Annotated in this window: 17 protein-coding genes and 1 pseudogene; 3 read left to right on the forward strand and 15 right to left on the reverse strand. The window is 58.7% G+C overall.

Annotated elements, in window-relative coordinates; translation table 11 throughout:
- Positions 1-72 precede the first annotated feature (72 nt).
- The 3 genes and pseudogenes from FQ182_RS19255 to nhaA all read right to left on the reverse strand — a co-directional run bounded on the left by FQ182_RS19255 (position 73) and on the right by nhaA (position 2,935).
- Positions 73-408 carry a hypothetical protein gene (locus tag FQ182_RS19255; RefSeq protein ID WP_149413038.1) on the reverse strand — a complete coding sequence of 112 codons (336 nt, stop codon included), beginning with the start codon at positions 406-408 and terminating at the stop codon, positions 73-75.
- Positions 405-1,591, reverse strand: a pseudogene (locus tag FQ182_RS19260) (S-type pyocin domain-containing protein). The gene FQ182_RS19255 and the pseudogene FQ182_RS19260 overlap by 4 nt, the downstream one beginning before the upstream one ends.
- Before the next feature lie 156 nt (positions 1,592-1,747).
- A complete protein-coding gene (nhaA, locus tag FQ182_RS19265; RefSeq protein ID WP_149413039.1) occupies positions 1,748-2,935 on the reverse strand; it encodes a Na+/H+ antiporter NhaA in 1,188 nt (395 codons plus the stop codon).
- A gap of 216 nt (positions 2,936-3,151) precedes the next feature.
- On the opposite strand from nhaA, the gene FQ182_RS19270 reads away from it, so the two are divergent.
- Positions 3,152-4,246: a PLP-dependent cysteine synthase family protein gene (locus FQ182_RS19270; protein WP_149413040.1), complete on the forward strand. Its 1,095-nt coding sequence runs from the start codon at positions 3,152-3,154 to the stop codon at positions 4,244-4,246.
- 71 nt (positions 4,247-4,317) lie between these two features.
- On the opposite strand, the gene FQ182_RS19275 is transcribed toward FQ182_RS19270, so the two are convergent.
- From FQ182_RS19275 to FQ182_RS19285, 3 genes are all read right to left on the reverse strand, one after another.
- Positions 4,318-5,931 carry an NAD(P)/FAD-dependent oxidoreductase gene (locus FQ182_RS19275; protein ID WP_149413041.1) on the reverse strand — a complete coding sequence of 538 codons (1,614 nt, stop codon included), beginning with the start codon at positions 5,929-5,931 and terminating at the stop codon, positions 4,318-4,320.
- A 106-nt stretch (positions 5,932-6,037) separates the two neighbouring features.
- Positions 6,038-6,709, reverse strand: a complete 672-nt coding sequence (locus FQ182_RS19280) for a COG3650 family protein (RefSeq protein ID WP_149413042.1) — start codon at positions 6,707-6,709, stop codon at positions 6,038-6,040.
- 75 nt (positions 6,710-6,784) lie between these two features.
- Positions 6,785-7,384 (reverse strand): short chain dehydrogenase, encoded by a 600-nt coding sequence (locus FQ182_RS19285; protein WP_149413043.1) that lies wholly within the window; start codon positions 7,382-7,384, stop codon positions 6,785-6,787.
- Positions 7,385-7,490: 106 nt separating this feature from the next.
- Between FQ182_RS19285 and FQ182_RS19290 the strand changes: the two genes are divergently transcribed.
- Complete coding sequence (locus tag FQ182_RS19290; protein WP_149413044.1) at positions 7,491-8,399, forward strand: LysR family transcriptional regulator; 909 nt, start codon at positions 7,491-7,493, stop codon at positions 8,397-8,399.
- Here FQ182_RS19290 and FQ182_RS19295 read toward each other — a convergent pair.
- The 9 genes from FQ182_RS19295 to FQ182_RS19335 form a co-directional block, all read right to left on the reverse strand.
- Positions 8,396-8,881, reverse strand: coding sequence for a DoxX family protein (locus FQ182_RS19295; protein WP_149413045.1), 486 nt, complete (start codon positions 8,879-8,881; stop codon positions 8,396-8,398). The two genes, FQ182_RS19290 and FQ182_RS19295, sit on opposite strands and share 4 nt — an antisense overlap.
- The gene (locus FQ182_RS19300; protein ID WP_149413046.1) at positions 8,878-9,654 is read right to left on the reverse strand and encodes a DUF2063 domain-containing protein; all 777 of its coding nucleotides are present in this window, start codon (positions 9,652-9,654) and stop codon (positions 8,878-8,880) included. The genes FQ182_RS19295 and FQ182_RS19300 overlap by 4 nt, the downstream gene beginning before the upstream one ends.
- Positions 9,651-10,532: a DUF692 domain-containing protein gene (locus FQ182_RS19305; protein ID WP_149413047.1), complete on the reverse strand. Its 882-nt coding sequence runs from the start codon at positions 10,530-10,532 to the stop codon at positions 9,651-9,653. Before FQ182_RS19305 ends, FQ182_RS19300 begins: the two co-directional genes overlap by 4 nt.
- A gap of 25 nt (positions 10,533-10,557) precedes the next feature.
- A complete protein-coding gene (locus FQ182_RS19310; protein ID WP_149413048.1) occupies positions 10,558-10,863 on the reverse strand; it encodes a DUF2282 domain-containing protein in 306 nt (101 codons plus the stop codon).
- Between the two features lie 189 nt (positions 10,864-11,052).
- On the reverse strand, positions 11,053-11,754 hold the full coding sequence (locus FQ182_RS19315) for an ABC transporter ATP-binding protein (protein WP_133099355.1): 702 nt from the start codon (positions 11,752-11,754) through the stop codon (positions 11,053-11,055).
- Positions 11,755-12,522 (reverse strand): high-affinity branched-chain amino acid ABC transporter ATP-binding protein LivG, encoded by a 768-nt coding sequence (livG, locus tag FQ182_RS19320; protein ID WP_149413049.1) that lies wholly within the window; start codon positions 12,520-12,522, stop codon positions 11,755-11,757. It abuts the gene before it with no gap.
- Complete coding sequence (locus FQ182_RS19325; protein ID WP_149413050.1) at positions 12,519-13,775, reverse strand: high-affinity branched-chain amino acid ABC transporter permease LivM; 1,257 nt, start codon at positions 13,773-13,775, stop codon at positions 12,519-12,521. Before FQ182_RS19325 ends, livG begins: the two co-directional genes overlap by 4 nt.
- Complete coding sequence (gene livH, locus FQ182_RS19330) at positions 13,772-14,695, reverse strand: high-affinity branched-chain amino acid ABC transporter permease LivH (RefSeq protein ID WP_149413051.1); 924 nt, start codon at positions 14,693-14,695, stop codon at positions 13,772-13,774. Before livH ends, FQ182_RS19325 begins: the two co-directional genes overlap by 4 nt.
- Positions 14,696-14,927: 232 nt before the next feature.
- Entirely contained in the window at positions 14,928-16,055 is a 1,128-nt protein-coding gene (locus FQ182_RS19335) for a branched-chain amino acid ABC transporter substrate-binding protein (protein WP_149413052.1), read from the reverse strand.
- Positions 16,056-16,396: 341 nt separating this feature from the next.
- Here FQ182_RS19335 and FQ182_RS19340 point away from each other — a divergent pair, with 341 nt between their 5' ends.
- Positions 16,397-16,720 carry a DUF2288 domain-containing protein gene (locus tag FQ182_RS19340; protein ID WP_149413053.1) on the forward strand — a complete coding sequence of 108 codons (324 nt, stop codon included), beginning with the start codon at positions 16,397-16,399 and terminating at the stop codon, positions 16,718-16,720.
- Positions 16,721-16,947 lie beyond the last annotated feature (227 nt).

Below are 16,947 nucleotides of genomic sequence, written 5' to 3' on the forward strand. Positions count from 1 at the left end.
AAGGCAGCAGTAAAAGAAAACCCCAACCGGGTGGCTGGTTGGGGTTTTTTGTTGGGTGTAAGTCTTGGGGGATCAGGTGAACATCTGGATATCGTCAAGCGTGTCTTGTACGGCACCACTCAGAAAAGGTGATTTTCTTTTTGCTTGTTGCAGTGCTGGCGCAACTTTCGCCATGTTCAGCTCACCGAAACGGCGCGCAATGTGGCCTATCGCAATGATGGCAGCTGACGCGATATCCTCATCAGGATTGCTCACATACTGGAGACAGGTTTCTTGTGCCCAAGTAGCGTCTGTCTCGTTAAGCCCGATGGATATTAGTGCTTCCGTTACCTTGTTCAGGTCTTTGGTTGCGAGAAAGCTAATAGCCTCATTGCGGCTCAACGACGGGTCGTGATAGCGCATACTCATTTTTCAGCTCCCAGAATTTTTCCTTTCCGATTTGTTTTGTTCGCTTTTATTAAAGCGTTTTTCATCTCCTGGCGTAGCTCACTCCACAACCTTACATGACCGTGATATTCGCCTTCTGAGGTTCGATCAATAACGACGAATTCATTTGTATGTGGGTCAATCCCTATCCGTCTACGCGAATTTGGCGGATTCAGCTCTACCGAGTTACTAAGAGCATCTAAGCCGTTAGTCGGTTTTTTGCTTTTGATAGAGTTATCTTTTTTTCCGTGGTAAGAAGCATCCACATACCTCAGGTTTACGACGATATATAGCGGCCTAATCCCCGAATCCGCCGGAAACACCAGGATGAAATCCTTGTATTTCGGCGGGTAGATCGGGTCAACGATGATGTTGGAGGCCTTCTCGGTCGGCGGGTACACCCAGATTTGCGGCGCCTGCGGCGCAGCTTCCAGTGCAGGAATGCCAAGGGTGTCAGCGGGATCGATGGCAGGCGTCCAGATCAGCTCAATCCCGTCGCCCAAGTCCGCGACCTGCTGCGTGCCGCGCAAGCCAAACTTCACAACATCGACCATCTCCCATTCACGATTTTTCCCCGTGTAGAAGGCGTATCCCTTGAGCGTGCCCGTGGCATTGACCGCAGTTGACGGTCGTTGTAGAGCGCGCTGTCGCCTAGGCTGGAAGGCCAGATAAGTGCTGCAATCCCAAGCATCAGGCCTGCGCCGACTGCTCCTGCACCGGCTGCAACGCTGGACGCCCCGCCAACCGCGGACCCTCTCAGTGCCAGAGTCCCTAGTCCTGCCGGGAGTGCGCTACCGCTAATCTTCTTGAGCGGCAGCAGCCCCTCGCTGTCTGTCTCACAGCCACCGAGCAGCACGTGTTCGCCATAGTCCCCTATGCGATCAAGCGGTATGTAACCGGACGGATTGTTGTAGTCGATGAGGGCGTCCGGCAGGTTGCAGGACTTGGCGAATACACAACCGACCATGGGCAATGGCGTTGGCGGCGGCTCCACTTTGCGCCTAGCCTCGTAGGCCTCCTGGCGGGCAAGCATCGCTTCGTATGAAAGTTGGCTGGCCTCACGATCAGCCAGTTCGCGCTCGTTCATGTGTTCGAGGCGTCGGTAACCACCGGTACCGGTCCCATAGGACCGCCATACCTGGGGTACATCCTTGTTGTTTGCCATCGAGCCCTCCAGGCTTGCCTCATAACGACGTCCGGCGTTGGAGCCGGGAGCACGACGTTATTGCAAGCAGCGGAGGGTGGATGTAGGACGGTTCTGTGAGATAGCGCCGAATGGGCCGAGAGCAGGTTGGAGCCGGCAAGCCGGCTCCAGAAGAGATTACGCTTGAACGAGTGCCTGCTTGCGACTGGCCATCGCCGTCACCGCATAGCCAATCAACGCCGCCAATATCGAACCGGTCAGGATGCCCATCCGGTCCATACCGGCGTATTCACTGCTGCCCGGCACAAATGCCAGCGAGCCGACAAACAGGCTCATGGTGAAGCCGATGCCGCACAGTATCGCCACGCCCAACACCTGGCCCCAATTGGCGCCATTGGGCAGCACGGCAAGGCCGGTTTTTATCGCAACCCAGGTGAAGCCCAGCACGCCGACGGTTTTGCCCAACAGCAGGCCTGCGGCGATGCCCATTGGCACGTGGTGGGTGAAGCTTTCCAGGTTGACGCCGGTCAGCGAGACGCCGGCGTTGGCAAAGGCGAACAGCGGAAGGATCGCGTAGGCCACCCAGGGATGCAGTGCGTGTTCCAGGGTCAGTAGTGGCGAAGGTTCGGCATTTTTGGTGCGCAGCGGGATGCAGAACGCCAAGGTCACACCGGCCAGGGTGGCGTGCACGCCACTCTTGAGCACGCAGACCCACAGGATCAGCCCGACGATCATGTAAGGCCCCAGCTTGACGACACCGAGCCGGTTCATCGCAATCAAGGCGATCAGGCACGCCGCCGCACCGGCCAATGAAGCCCCGGACAGGTCGGTGGAGTAGAATATCGCGATAACGATGATCGCGCCAAGGTCGTCGATGATGGCCAGGGTCATCAGGAACAACTTCAGCGACACCGGCACGCGCTTGCCCAGCAGGGCCAATACGCCCAGGGCGAAGGCAATGTCGGTGGCCATGGGAATCGCCCAGCCGCCTAGGGCTGCCGGGTTGTCCTTGTTCAGCGCCCAGTAGATCAGTGCCGGTACGACCATGCCGCCGATGGCTGCCGCACCGGGCAGTACCACTTGCGAGGGCTTGGACAATTGGCCGTCGAGCACTTCGCGTTTGACCTCAAGGCCGATCAGCAGGAAGAACAGGGCCATCAGGCCATCGTTGATCCACAACAGCGCCGGCTTGGCGATGTTCAGCGCGCCGATTTGTGCGACCACCGGGACGTCGAGAAAGCTCGCGTAAAAGTGCGACAACGGCGAATTGTTGATGATCAGTGCCAAAGCGGCAGCAGCGATCAGAAGCAGACCGCTGGCGGCTTCCAGCTGGAAGAAACGGGTGAAAGTGCTACGCAGAGGCAAGGGATGCTCTCCAATCAAGGTTCAGTAGGGGAGTACCCTAACTCGTACCGTTAGTTGTTAAAACAAAAGTTATATTCTTTTTTGTTATAAGGCGGGTGCTTGGTCGACATTGCGCCAAAGCCTAGCAGTTATGTGTCCAGTTGAGTCTGGACTGTATCTGTGTGAAATGTAGGAAACATCCTAAGATCGAAGCTGAAACCCTTAGAGAAACCGATCATGAGCGACAACCGACCGTGGGCCCGCGAAGCCATTCGCATCATTGAGGCGGACTTCCAGCGCAGTGCCGACACTCACCTGATTCCCCTGCCGCTGCCGGGCTTGCCGGGTATCGAGTTGTACTTCAAGGATGAGTCCAGCCACCCCACCGGCAGCCTGAAACACCGGCTGGCTCGTTCATTGTTCCTCTACGCCCTGTGTAATGGCTGGCTCAAGGCTGGCGCGCCGGTGATCGAGGCGTCCAGTGGCTCCACGGCCATTTCCGAAGCGTACTTTGCCCGTTTGCTGGGCTTGCCGTTTATCGCGGTGATGCCGGCCACCACCTCCCAGGAAAAAATTGCTCAGATCGCCTTCTATGGTGGCAAGAGCCATCTGGTGCAGGACCCCACGCAAATCTACGCCGAGTCTGAGCGTCTGGCCCAGGAAAGTGGCGGTCACTTTATGGACCAGTTCACCTACGCCGAGCGTGCCACCGACTGGCGAGCGAACAACAACATTGCCGAGTCGATCTTCCAGCAGCTGCGTTTCGAGCGCCATCCAGAGCCGAGCTGGCTGATTTCCAGCCCTGGCACCGGAGGCACCACGGCGACGCTGGGGCGTTATGTGCGTTATCGCCAGCATTGCACCCGTGTGTTGTGCGCCGATGCCGAGCGTTCGGTGTTCTTTGACTATTACCTGACCGGGGATGCGAGCTTGCGTTTGGACTGCGGTTCGCGGATCGAAGGTATTGGTCGGCCTCGGGTGGAAGCGTCGTTCCTGCCAAAAGTGATCGACGCGATGGTCAAGGTGCCGGACGCCTTGTCCTTGGCAGCTATGCACTACTTGGCGCAGCGTTTGGGGCGGCGGGTAGGTGGTTCCAGCGGCACCAACTTGATTGGGGCGTTGATTGCTGCGCAGCAGATGAAGGCGGCGGGGGAGTCGGGGTCGATCGTGGCCATCTTGTGTGATGGCGGGGAGCGTTATGGCACCACCTATTACGACCAGGCATGGCTGGCGGGGCAGGGGTATGAACTGGAGGGGTTGATCGCAACCGTTGCGGCCAGTGTCGAGCGAGGAGAGGCGCTGCCGGACAGCGTGTCGCGCGCCAATATTTGAGGGGCAGCGGCAGGCTTTAAGCTACAAGAAAAAGCAGGTCAGCACCTGCTTCTAACTTGCAGCTTGCAGCTTCAGCCCTGGCTGGCCAATATATCCTGGGCCAGCGCCTCGGCAATCCGAATCCCATCGACACCCGCCGACAAAATCCCACCGGCATAACCCGCGCCTTCACCGGCGGGAAACAGGCCTTTCACGTTCACACTCTGCATCGACTCGTCGCGAGTAATCCGCAGCGGCGATGAAGTGCGGGTCTCGATCCCGGTCAGGACCGCATCGTGTAACGAGTAGCCTTTGATCTGCTTCTCGAATGCGGGCAAGGCTTCGCGGATGGCCTCGATGGCGAAGTCCGGCAAGGCCAGGGCCAAGTCACCTAGGGCCACGCCTGGCTTGTAGGACGGTTCGACACTGCCGATAACCGTGGACGGTTTGCCAGCGATGAAGTCACCCACCAGTTGCGCCGGGGCGTCGTAATTGCTGCCACCGAGGATGAATGCGTGGGACTCCAGGCGCTCCTGCAACTCGATGCCCGCCAGGGGGCCGCCCGGATAATCCACTTCGGGGGTTATACCCACCACGATTCCGGAGTTGGCATTGCGTTCGTTACGCGAATACTGGCTCATGCCGTTGGTCACGACACGGTTTGGTTCGGAGGTCGCTGCTACTACCGTGCCGCCAGGGCACATGCAGAAGCTGTAGACCGAACGACCGTTCTTGGCGTGGTGTACCAACTTGTAGTCGGCAGCGCCCAGTTTCGGGTGCCCGGCATACTTGCCCAAGCGTGCGGCGTCGATCAGCGACTGCGGGTGCTCGATACGAAAGCCCACCGAGAACGGCTTGGCTTCCATGTGCACGCCACGACCGTGGAGCATGCGGAAGGTGTCGCGGGCGCTATGGCCCAGGGCGAGGATCACGTGTTTCGAAAGAATCTGCTCGCCGCCATCGATGACGACGCCGTTCAACTGGCCGTCTTCGATCAACACGTCGGTCACGCGCTGTTCAAAGCGCACTTCACCGCCCATGGCGATGATCTGATGGCGCATGTTTTCCACTACGCCAGTGAGCCGGAACGTACCGATGTGCGGTTTGCTGACGTAGAGGATTTCTTCCGAAGCGCCGGCCTTGACGAACTCGTGCAGGACTTTGCGCCCGTGGAATTTCGGGTCCTTGATCTGGCTGTAGAGCTTGCCGTCGGAAAAGGTCCCGGCGCCGCCTTCACCGAATTGCACGTTGGATTCGGGGTTGAGCACGCCTTTTCGCCACAGGCCCCAGGTGTCCTTGGTGCGCTGGCGCACTTCACGGCCACGTTCGAGGATGATCGGCTTGAAGCCCATCTGCGCCAGCAACAGCCCGGCAAAAATCCCGCAGGGGCCGAAGCCGACGACGATTGGCCGCTCGGTCAGACCTTGCGGTGCCTGGCCCACGACTTTGTAGCTGACGTCGGGTGCCAGATTGATGTTGCGGTCATCGGCGAATTTGAGCAGCAGGGCGGCTTCGCCCTTGACGTCCAGATCGACGGTGTAGATGAAGCACAGCTCCGACGTTTTTTTGCGGGCGTCGTAGCTGCGTTTGAACAGGGTGAAATCGAGCAGGTCATCACTGGCGATGCCCAGGCGCTGCACGATGGCGGGCCGCAGGTCTTCTTCGGGATGGTCGATGGAGAGCTTGAGTTCGGTGATTCGTAGCATGACAGGATCCGGTGTGCGGCGTTTGATGAGGCCGGCAGTTTTGCAAACCGGCGATTATAAGCCCCAACGGCGGTTTCCCGTCATGTTAAAACAGCGCCGGGCCGAATCAGTCGTCCCGTGAGCCACCAAACGCTGCGCAGCCACGCTGCACCTGGCCGTTTACCCGCAACTCGGCGCTCATGTGTTGCAGGCTGCCGCTGACGCTGTCGACACAACGCTGTGGGGCGACCCACAGTTCGATGTGCTGGTTGTTGGCTTCGGTCATAAGGTTGAAACGGCCATCACCCAACTGCTCTTCCACATAAGGCACCGGCAACGGCGGCTGGCCTTCACGTATCAGCACCATGCCCTTGGCGGTGACGCTCAGCGACCAGGCTGGCTTGTGGCCATTGGCGCGCAGGATCATGCGCTTGAAGTCGGGGTCGTCACAGGCCGAGGTCGAACGCTCGACGCGATAGAGTTGTTGCAGGTCGACCTGGCCTTGGGTACCGGTGGCGACGCCGGAGAACTTGCCCCGTAGGTCGGCGAACAGCGCGCCTTGCTGGCCGGCCAGGGAGGCCGCTTCCTGGAGGATGCTGGTGCCGCCAGTGTCATTGACCACGTAGTTACGTTGGTCGTGGCAGGGCTGGAACAGCAGTTTATCACCGATGGCCGTTAGCTCACCCTGCATGCGGGTCAGGCCCGTGAGAGAGGGCTTGGCCGGCTCGCTGTCGAACATCTGGCAGGCGGTGAACAGCGGTAGCAGGGCAAAAAGAATGAGGGTACGGGCGGCACGCATTATCGGGTCTCCTGATAAGTGCCGCCACGTTACGCAGGCTGAGGGTGCATCACAAGCCTGGGACACACGTTGAGTTCAACCAATGATGTATGTCTGCCCCGTTTGCATGCCTTCCACACTTTTCGCGTAGGCCAATGCCACATCCGCCGCCGGCACCGGCTTGAAGCCACGAAAGTACGGGGCATAGCTGCCCATGGCTTCCAGCAGCACGTTTGGGCTCACCGAGTTGATGCGCAGTCCCCGTGGCAACTCAATTGCTGCGGCCTTTACGAATGCATCAAGGGCGCCGTTAACCAGGGCTGCCGAGGCGCCCATGCGAATCGGGTCGCGGTTGAGAATGCCGCTGGTAAAGGTGAACGATGCGCCGTCGTTGGCGAACTCACGGCCGATCAGCAGCAGGTTGACCTGGCCCATCAGCTTGTCTTGCAAACCCAGGTCGAAGTCGGTTTCGCTCATGTCCGCCAAGGGCACGAAGTTGACGTTGCCGGCAGCGCAGACCAGAGCATCGAACGTGCCGGTCTGCTGGAACAACGTGCGGATCGAGGCGCTGTCGCTGATATCGACCTGGAAATCGCCGCTTTTGCGACCGATGGTGATCACGTCGTGGCGCTGGGACAGTTCTGCCTTGACCGCCGAGCCGATAGTGCCGCTGGCGCCAATCAGTAGGATTTTCATCGTGTCGTTCCTCCAGTTGTTCAGGTGAGCCTTCAGTCTAGAGTGGTTTTTTCTGCTGATAAGCGCACTAATGGGCAACCTTTGGTTTTCAATTGGAAACAATCCAGTGAGCGAAATGGATGACCTGGCGGCGTTTGCGGTGTTGATCGAAGCTGGCAGCTTTACCTTGGCGGCCCAGCAATTGGGCTGCAGCAAAGGCCAGCTGTCCAAGCGCATCAGCCAATTGGAGGCGCAGTTTTGCGTGGTGTTGCTGCATCGCACCACCCGCAGGCTTAGCCTGACGGCGGCGGGTGCGGCGTTATTGCCTCAAGCCCAAGCACTGGTGGTCCAGGTCGAGCGGGCGCGTCAGGCGTTGGCCCGGCTTAAGGACGATTTGGCCGGTCCCGTGCGTATGACGGTTCCGGTCTCTTTGGGCGAAACCTTCTTCGACGGCCTGTTGCTGGAGTTCTCCCGGCAGTACCCGCAGGTGCAGATTGAGTTGGAGCTCAACAACAGTTATCGCGACCTGGCGCGGGATGGCTTTGATCTGGCAGTGCGTTCAGAAGTTGCCAACGATGAGCGGCTGGTGGCCAAGCCATTGCTGGCCTGGCACGAGATGACCTGCGCCAGCCCGGCCTATCTGGAACAGCATGGCGAGCCGGCGACCCCAGCGGACCTGGTCGGGCATAGCTGTCTGCTCAACAGCCACTACAGTGGCCGCGAAGAGTGGTTGTATCACCAGCAACATGAACTGTTGCGTGTTCGGGTGTCCGGGACCTTCGCTTCCAACCATTACAACCTGCTGAAAAAAGCGGCACTGGTGGGCGCCGGCATCGCGCGTCTGCCGTCATACGTATTGCAGGCGGAATTGGCTGACGGCCGACTGCGCTGGCTCTTGCGCGACTATCAGACTCGCAGCATGCCGATGTATCTGGTCCATCCCTATCAGGGTGGCTTGCCGAGACGCACCCAGGTGCTCGCGAACTACCTGGTGGGCTGGTTCAAACGCAGTGGCGAGGCCCTGGATCAACTTTAGCGGTAGCGCCGGGCAATCAACTGATCAATGGACAAGCGCCCTGGCCCCTTGGACATCAATAGCAGCAGCAGGGCAATCCAGGTGCCGTGGGTCGGGTAGGCATCCGGGTAGACGAACAACTGAATAGTCAGGGCCATGCCTAACAGTGCCAATGCCGAAAAGCGCGTGGCGAACCCTATCAGGATCATGATCGGGAAAAAGTGCTCGGCGAAAGCCGCCATGTGCGCCGCCACTTCCGGCGACAGCAGGGGCACCTGATATTCACTGCGAAACAGCGGCAGGGTGGAATTCGCCAAGCGTGGGACGCCCAGGTTGAACGCGCCGTCGATCAGGTCCACGGCAAAGCCTTCGACTTTGGTCTGGCCGGATTTCCAGAACACTGCCGCAATGGAAAAACGTGCGACAAAGGCGATCAAGCTGTAGGGGATTTTCTCGAAGCACTGGATGACCCGTGCGATCCGGCTCGGTGTATGGGTGTTCATGGTTGTACCTTCTTTTCGGTGTGCAAGTGAGTAATGGCTCCGTGGCCAATCAGCAGCGCCAGACATTTGTGCAGGTCGAATTCGGCGGCTGCGTCGAGGGCGCAAGCCACGGCCATCTCCAGCGGCCAACCGTTGTTCAGGCTGTTGATAAACGCCACCGAACCGATGTCGACGCTGAAGACCTCGACCTCCAGGCCGTTGCGCAGGACCAGGGCTCTTTGTGCATGCAAGGGGTTGAGGGTGGACAGGGATGACTCCGTCTGGTGCGCAGCCCATAACGCCACTACGGCGTAGGCCGAGTTCAAGGTGGCGAGGGACGGGTGTAATTGCAGGCACAGATTTCCCAAAGACGATTGATGCTGCAGATTCGCAATCACGGTTTGCTGATCCAGTGCCGGTGTGTCGGTCGCGTGATAGGCCCTCACCCGCAAGCACTCCAGCCGCGCCATATCGGCCAGGTAAGGCAGGCTGGAAGCGGGTGCAAAACCCTGGATGAAGCTTGCGAAATCACTGCCGTATTCGTTGAGCACCGGGCTAGTGGGAGGGAATGCCTGGACATAAACTCCGGCCATGGCCTGAAAAAACTCATCCCCCACCAGTTGCCGGATAACCGGATAACCATCTGCCAGCGCGTTGATCAAGGAGCTGTGGACGTTGTTGCGATAGACCGCAAAGCGACTGGCCGGATCGGCGCCGTTGCTGCTGAAAATGCCTTCAGGGCATACCGGGTCCGACGCCAGCAGCGCCTTGGCAAACGAGTCCTGCCAGCTCATGAACGCACCTCGATGGCCTGCAGGTACTGGTCGGCCTTGTGCACTTCGGCGTGCAACACGGCAAATGCGGGCACCTGGTTGTCTCGCTCGATCAGGGTGGCAACTGGCCCGATGCGTTCAAGGACGTGCTGATAGAGGCGCCATACGGCGTTATCAATAGGCGCGCCGTGATCATCGATAAGCAGGCGATCACCGAGGCTGTCGGTGTTTTCGGCAAAACCTGCCAGATGAATCTCACCTACGGCATACAGCGGCAAGGCATCGATGTAGGCAAGGGGATCGCGCTGGTGGTTGATGCATGAAACGTACACATTGTTGACGTCCAGTAAGAGGCCGCAGCCGGTGCGACGAACGACTTCGCTGATGAAGTCCGTTTCGTCCAGCGTGGAGCGCCGAAACTGCAGGTACGTCGACGGGTTCTCCAGCAGCATTTGCCGCTTGAGGGTGGTTTGTACCTGATCAATGTGTTCACACACTCGGTCGAGTGCGGCGTTGTCATAGGCCAACGGCAACAAGTCATTGAGAAACACCGGGCCATGGCTGGACCAGGCCAGGTGTTCGGAAAAGGATTGGGGTTGATAGCGTTCGATCAGTGTGGCCAGGCGTGCGAGGTGCTCGCGGTTCAGCGCACCTTCGCCGCCGATGGACAGGCCGACGCCGTGCAGTGACAGCGGATACTGTTCGCGGATCAACCTCAGGTAGTGATGAAAAGGCCCGCCGGCCACCATGTAGTTTTCGGCGTGGACTTCAAAAAAACCGATGTCGGGCAAGGTCTTGAGCACTTGCGTGAAGTGCTCGCTCTTGAGCCCCAGGCCCGCCCGGAGAGGGAGGCCGGGCGCCTGAGCCTGGGAGATGCTGGGCAAAGATGAAAGCGTCATCGTCAGTACTCAGGCTTGCGTGGTTTCAGGACTTGGCTTTGAAGGCTTCCATCTGGCCAAAACCTGTGGGCGAAGTTTTGCTTTCCAAAGTAGTGCAGGTGCCTGTGGGAACCAGATTCCAGGCATCGGCCTGGAAGTCGATTTTCGAGGTGCCGGCACAGGAAGTACCTTTGCCCGCAGCGCAGTCGTTCTTGCCTTTTAAGGCGACGCCGAAGCATTTTTCCATGTCATCGGCTGCGTGGGCGGTGGTGGTCAGGGCGCTCAGGCTCAGGGCTGAACCCAGGGCCAGGACGAGGGTGGCGGCGGACAGTGAGCGAGTGGTGGTGGTCATGGTGTTTCTCCAGCAGTGGGTTGAGTAAGGAAGCGTTTGTGCTTGCTTACACCACTAGAGAAAGGGGGGTAGGGATCGTTACAAACTCGTTTGAAAATAACTCAAACCCGGCCATCCAGAATGATGGGGACGATCCGCGACAGGAACAAAAAAACGACCCGAAGGCCGTTTTTGTAATGCCGTGCTTGGTTAACCGCCCAGATACGCCTCACGCACCTTCGGATCGGTCAGCAGTTGTTCACCGCTGCCCTGCATCACCACCCGGCCGTTTTCCAGCACATAGGCGCGGTCGGCGATTTTCAGCGCCTGGTTGGCGTTCTGTTCCACCAGGAACACCGTTACACCGTCCTTGCGCAGTTGTTCGATGATGTCGAAGATCTGCTGGATGATGATCGGCGCGAGCCCCAGGGACGGCTCGTCCAGGAGCAACAGCTTGGGCTTGCTCATCAGTGCCCGACCGATGGCGAGCATTTGCTGCTCGCCGCCGGACATGGTGCCGCCACGCTGGCTGAAGCGTTCCTTGAGCCGTGGAAAGAGGTGCAACACCTTGTCCATCTGCTCCTGGTAATCGCCCTTGTCGGTAAAGAACCCGCCCATGGCCAGGTTTTCTTCCACTGTCAGGCGGGCAAACACCCGACGACCTTCCGGCACCACGGCAATGCTCTTGCGCATGATGTTCGAGGAATGCTGGCCCACCAGTTCTTCACCCATGTAGCGGATGCTACCGCTGTGAGCCTGGGGCGAACCGCACAAGGTCATCAGCAGGGTGGATTTGCCGGCACCGTTGGCGCCGATCAGGGTGACGATCTCACCCTGGCGCACTTCGACGTTGACGTCATGCAGGGCCTGGATTTTGCCGTAGAAAGTGGAAACGTTTTCGAATTGCAGCATTTACGCTTCCCCCAAATAGGCTTTGATCACTTCCGGATTGTCGCGGATCTGTTCCGGCGTTCCGTCGGCCAGTGGCGTGCCCTGGTTGATCACGACGATGTGGTCGGAAATGCTCATGACCAGTTTCATATCGTGTTCGATCAGCAGCACGGTCGCGTTGTTTTCTTCACGCAGCACACCGATCAGCGCCTTGAGGTCTTCGGTTTCCCTGGGGTTCAGGCCGGCGGCGGGTTCGTCGAGCATGAGGATCCGCGGGCGGGTCATCATGCAGCGGGCAATTTCCAGGCGACGTTGCTGACCGTAGGCAAGAGTCCCGGCAGGACGGTTGGCAAACTCGGTGAGGTTGACCTTGTCCAGCCAGTAAGCGGCGTATTCCATGGCCTCGCGTTCGCTTTTGCGGAACGCGGGGGTCTGGAACAGGCCCGCCAGAAAGTTGGTGTTCAGGTGACGATGCTGGGCGATCAACAGGTTCTCGACCGCCGTCATGTCCTTGAACAAGCGCACGTTCTGGAAGGTGCGCACCACGCCCTTGCGGGCGATCTCGTGGCCGGCCAGGCCCTGAATGGGCTGGCCGTCCAGCAGGATGCTGCCACCGCTGGGCTTGTAGAAGCCGGTCAGGCAGTTGAATACCGTGGTCTTGCCGGCACCGTTAGGGCCGATCAACGCCACGACCTGTTTTTCCTTTACGGTCAGGGCCACGCGGTTGACCGCCAGCAAGCCGCCGAAGCGCATGCTCAAGTTTTCGACTTTCAGGATCTCGCGGCTCATTTGCGCAACTCCATGTGTGGACGTTGCATGGGCAGCAGGCCTTGAGGACGCCAGATCATCATCAGCACCATCATGGCGCCGAACATCAACATGCGGTATTCACTGAACTCACGCATCATTTCCGGCAGCAGGATCATCACGACGGCCGCCAGGATCACGCCCAACTGCGAGCCCATGCCACCCAGTACGACGATGGCGAGGATGATCGCCGACTCGATGAAGGTGAACGACTCCGGAGTCACCAGGCCCTGACGAGCAGCAAAGAAGCTGCCGGCAAAACCGGCGAACGCGGCGCCTAGGGTGAAGGCCGAGAGCTTGATCACGGTAGGATTCAGACCCAGGGCACGGCAGGCGATTTCATCTTCACGCAGCGCTTCCCAGGCGCGCCCGATGGGCATGCGCAGCAGGCGGTTGATCACAAACAGCGCCAGCAGGGCCAGCAACAACGCAACCAGGTAAAGGAAGATCACCTTGTTGATGGAGTTGTATTCCAGGCCGAAGTATTCGTGGAAGGTCTGCATGCCCTCGGCAGCCTTGCGCTCAAACGTCAGGCCGAAGAAAGTCGGCTTGTCGATGTTGCTGATGCCGTTGGGGCCGCCAGTGAGGTCGGTCATGTTGCGCAGCAACAGACGGATGATTTCACCGAAGCCTAGGGTCACGATGGCCAGATAGTCGCCCCGCAAGCGCAACACCGGGAAGCCCAGCAGGAAGCCGAAGGTGGCGGCCATCATCCCGGCGAGTGGCAGGCAGATCCAGAAGCCCCAGCCGAAATAGTGGGACATCAACGCGTAGCTGTAGGCGCCGACGGCATAGAAGCCGACATAACCTAGGTCCAGCAGGCCCGCCAGGCCTACCACGATGTTCAGGCCAAGGCCGAGCATCACGTAGATCAGGATCAGCGTGGCGATATCCACCGCGCCGCGAGAGCCGAAGAACGGCCAGACCAATGCCACCATCACCAGGCCGAGGATGATCCAGCGCTGAGTGCTTGGCAGGGTCAGGAAGTTGCTGGCCTTGGCCGGGATCAGCGGCATGTTGGGCGAGGATTTCCAGGCTGCGCTGATTTGCGCATGGAAAAATACCCGCACGAACATCAGCAGCGAGCACACGGCAATGGTCAGCAGCGTGGCAGTGCTGGTGTTATGAACTTCCAGGTTGATACCGACGATGGTCAGTTTCAAACCCAGAACCGGATAGGCCACGGCCCACACCAGCAAGGCGCTGAACAGCGCCGATTTAAGATTGCGTGTCATACCTTTTCAACCTCCGGACGGCCGAGGATGCCGGTTGGCCGGAACAGCAGCACCAGTACCAGCAAGCCGAATGCGACGACGTCCTTGTATTGGTCGCCGAACACGTCGGCACCGAACGCTTCGGCCACACCCAGCACCAGCCCGCCGAGCATCGCGCCGGGGATACTGCCGATGCCACCGAGAACGGCAGCGGTGAAGGCCTTGAGTCCGACCAGGAAGCCGGCGTTGGGGTTGATTACGCCGTATTGCATGCTCAGCAGCACTGCCGCGACGGCGGCCAGCGCGGCACCGATGACGAAGGTCAGGGCAATGATGTTGTTGGTGTTGATACCCAGCAGGTTGGCCATCTTGATGTCTTCGGCGCAGGCGCGGCAGGCGCGACCCAGGCGTGAACGGGAGATGAACAGGGTCAGGCCGAGCATGGCGATCAGAGTCACCACGAACACCACGATCTGCATGTAGGAAATCAGCACTTCATGTGCGCCACCTGGCCCGAAGGAGATGTTGCCGGGGATCAGGTTGGGGATGGATTTGTCCTTGGAGTCTTGCGCCAGCAGAACGGTGTTCTGCAGGAAAATCGACATGCCGATGGCGGAGATCAGCGGGATAAGACGGTTACTGCCACGCAAGGGGCGATAAGCGATCCGTTCGATACTGTAGCCGTAGGCACTGCAGACGACGATGCTCGCGAGAAAGCCCACGGTCATTAAGAGCGGGACACTGTCGAGTCCCATCATGGTCAGCCCGGCGATGGCGATGAACGCCACGTAAGAGCCAATCATGTACACCTCGCCGTGGGCGAAGTTGATCATTCCAATGATGCCGTAAACCATCGTATAGCCGATGGCGATCAGGGCATACGTGCTGCCAACGGTCAGGCCGTTAACCAACTGCTGGAAGAAGTGATAGATGTCAGGCATTACAGCGCTCCTAAAAACCTGATACGCATTTCACTGGTGGAGTCATTTTCCCGCTCAAGCCCCGTAGATCTGCATCCACTTCGAACATGAGGTTTGCCAGCGAACCGCTGATGACGGTTTTGAGATTTTCAGGTGGGGAGACTTGCGGATCACGCAAGCGCGGCCCATTACATTCGTAAAACAAAGCCCACGGCGCACCGTGGGCTTTGTTGGCAGTCAGTAATGAAGAACCTTACTGAGGGGAAGCTTCGGTTTTAGGTTTGCCGAAGTGCCACTCGTAAACCACAAACTTGAAGTCTTTCAGGTCGCCCTTGGCGTCGAAGCTCAGGTCGCCAGTCGGGGTCTTAAAGGTACCCGCGTGGATGGCTTCAGCCACTTTGGCCGAGTCTTCGCTCTTGGCTTCGGTGATTGCATCGGCGATCACTTTAACTGCGGAGTAGGACGGGAACACGAACGGACCGCTCGGATCTTCCTTCTTGGCTTCGAACGCAGCCTTCAGGGCGACGTTGGCAGGGTCCTGGTCGAAGGATTTCGGCAGGGTCACCAGCAGGCCTTCGGAAGCGTCCTTGGCGATCTGCGAAATGGAGTCGTTACCCACGCCTTCCGGCCCCATGAACTTGGCTTTCAGGCCTTTTTCCTCGGATTGACGCAGGATCAGACCCAGCTCCGGGTGATAGCCGCCGTAGTAGACGAAGTCGACGTTGGCTTGCTTGAGCTTGGCGATCATCGAGGAGAAGTCCTTGTCGCCGGCATTGATGCCTTCGAACACGGCAACTTTCACGCCTTTGCTTTCCAGGGTTTTCTTCACCGCGGTGGCGATGCCTTCACCGTACTGCTGCTTGTCGTGCAGTACCGCGACGATTTTCGGCTTCACGTGGTCGGCGATGTAGTTGCCGGCCGCAGGACCCTGGGCGCTGTCCAGGCCGATGGTGCGGAAGATCATCTTGTAGCCACGGGAGGTGATGTCCGGGCTGGTGGCGGCAGGGGTGATCATGATCACGCCTTCGTCTTCGTAGATGTCCGAAGCCGGTTGAGTGGAGCTGGAGCACAGGTGACCAACCACGAACTTGATGCCGTCGTTGACGACTTTGTTGGCCACAGCCACGGCTTGTTTCGGATCGCAGGCATCATCGTATTCAACGGCTTGAAGCTGCTTGCCGTTGACGCCGCCCTTGGCGTTGATTTGTTCAATGGCCATTTTTGCGCCGCTGAACTGCATGTCGCCGTACTGGGCTACCGGGCCGGTTTTAGGGCCGGCGATGCCAATCTTGATGGTGTCAGCTGCGAACGAATGGCTGGCAACCCCGGCCAGGACCATAGCGGCAAACAGTTTGGAAATCTGCTTAGTAGCCTTATTCATAGTGCTCCACTCTTACTGTTGTATTTTTTATAGTTCTAGCGGCCTTGCGAGCTGCAGAACCGGATCAGATATCTCGGATATCCCCCCGGCAGCACCCTGGCAACTGTACCGGTACAGTGTAGAGCGCCGGTTGATCGCTTGAAAAGCTGGCTGCTGGGGACAAATGCCGGGTATGTCGCTTAAATGAAAGAAAAAGACAGAATAGCGGCGGGGTAATGCCAGAGTTTCGGGCAATCCTTGGCTTTGCTGACACTTTCAATCGATGACTCATTTGCAACTGGGTTTTTCTGACCAAGGCACGACGGTATGATTGCGCCGATTTTTTCCTCAGGTGAACTCCCATGACGCAAGAACCTAGCACCCTCTATGCCAAGCTGCTCGGCGAAACCGCCGAAATTTTCTGGAAGGAGCTTGAGCCGTTCTTTGCCAAGGGTGCCCTATTGTGGGTCGACGCCAGCCTGGATTTGATCGAGGCCGCCGAAGGGATGGCCGAAGATAATCACGAGAAAGTCGCTGCCTGGCTGGCCTCGGGGAGTCTTGGCGAAGTGTCTGCGACGCGGGCATTGGACCTCGTGGCGCGTGATCCAGGTGTATGGGCGGTGGTGGTTTCGCCGTGGATTTTGATCCAGGAAAGAGCATCGTCAAAAACTGACGCTCCAAAATAGTGCGTGTTTTATTCGATAAGAAGTGTGTAGCGGAGTAACCGCAGGCGCGGTGATGGCATCTGGCCGTAGAGAAAGGTCACAGCCGAGGGTGACGTGCGCGTCATGGGAACAGTTTTATCGGTGGCGGAATGCCGGGGGAATTGTTTCTGGGTGTGGCAAGGGCGGTAGATATTTGAAAATTGAAAGACCGCTATAGCAGGCAAGCCAGCCCCCATATTTGATCGGAG

Origin of the sequence: Pseudomonas sp. ANT_H4, from assembly GCF_008369295.1 — a bacterium.
GTDB lineage: Bacteria > Pseudomonadota > Gammaproteobacteria > Pseudomonadales > Pseudomonadaceae > Aquipseudomonas.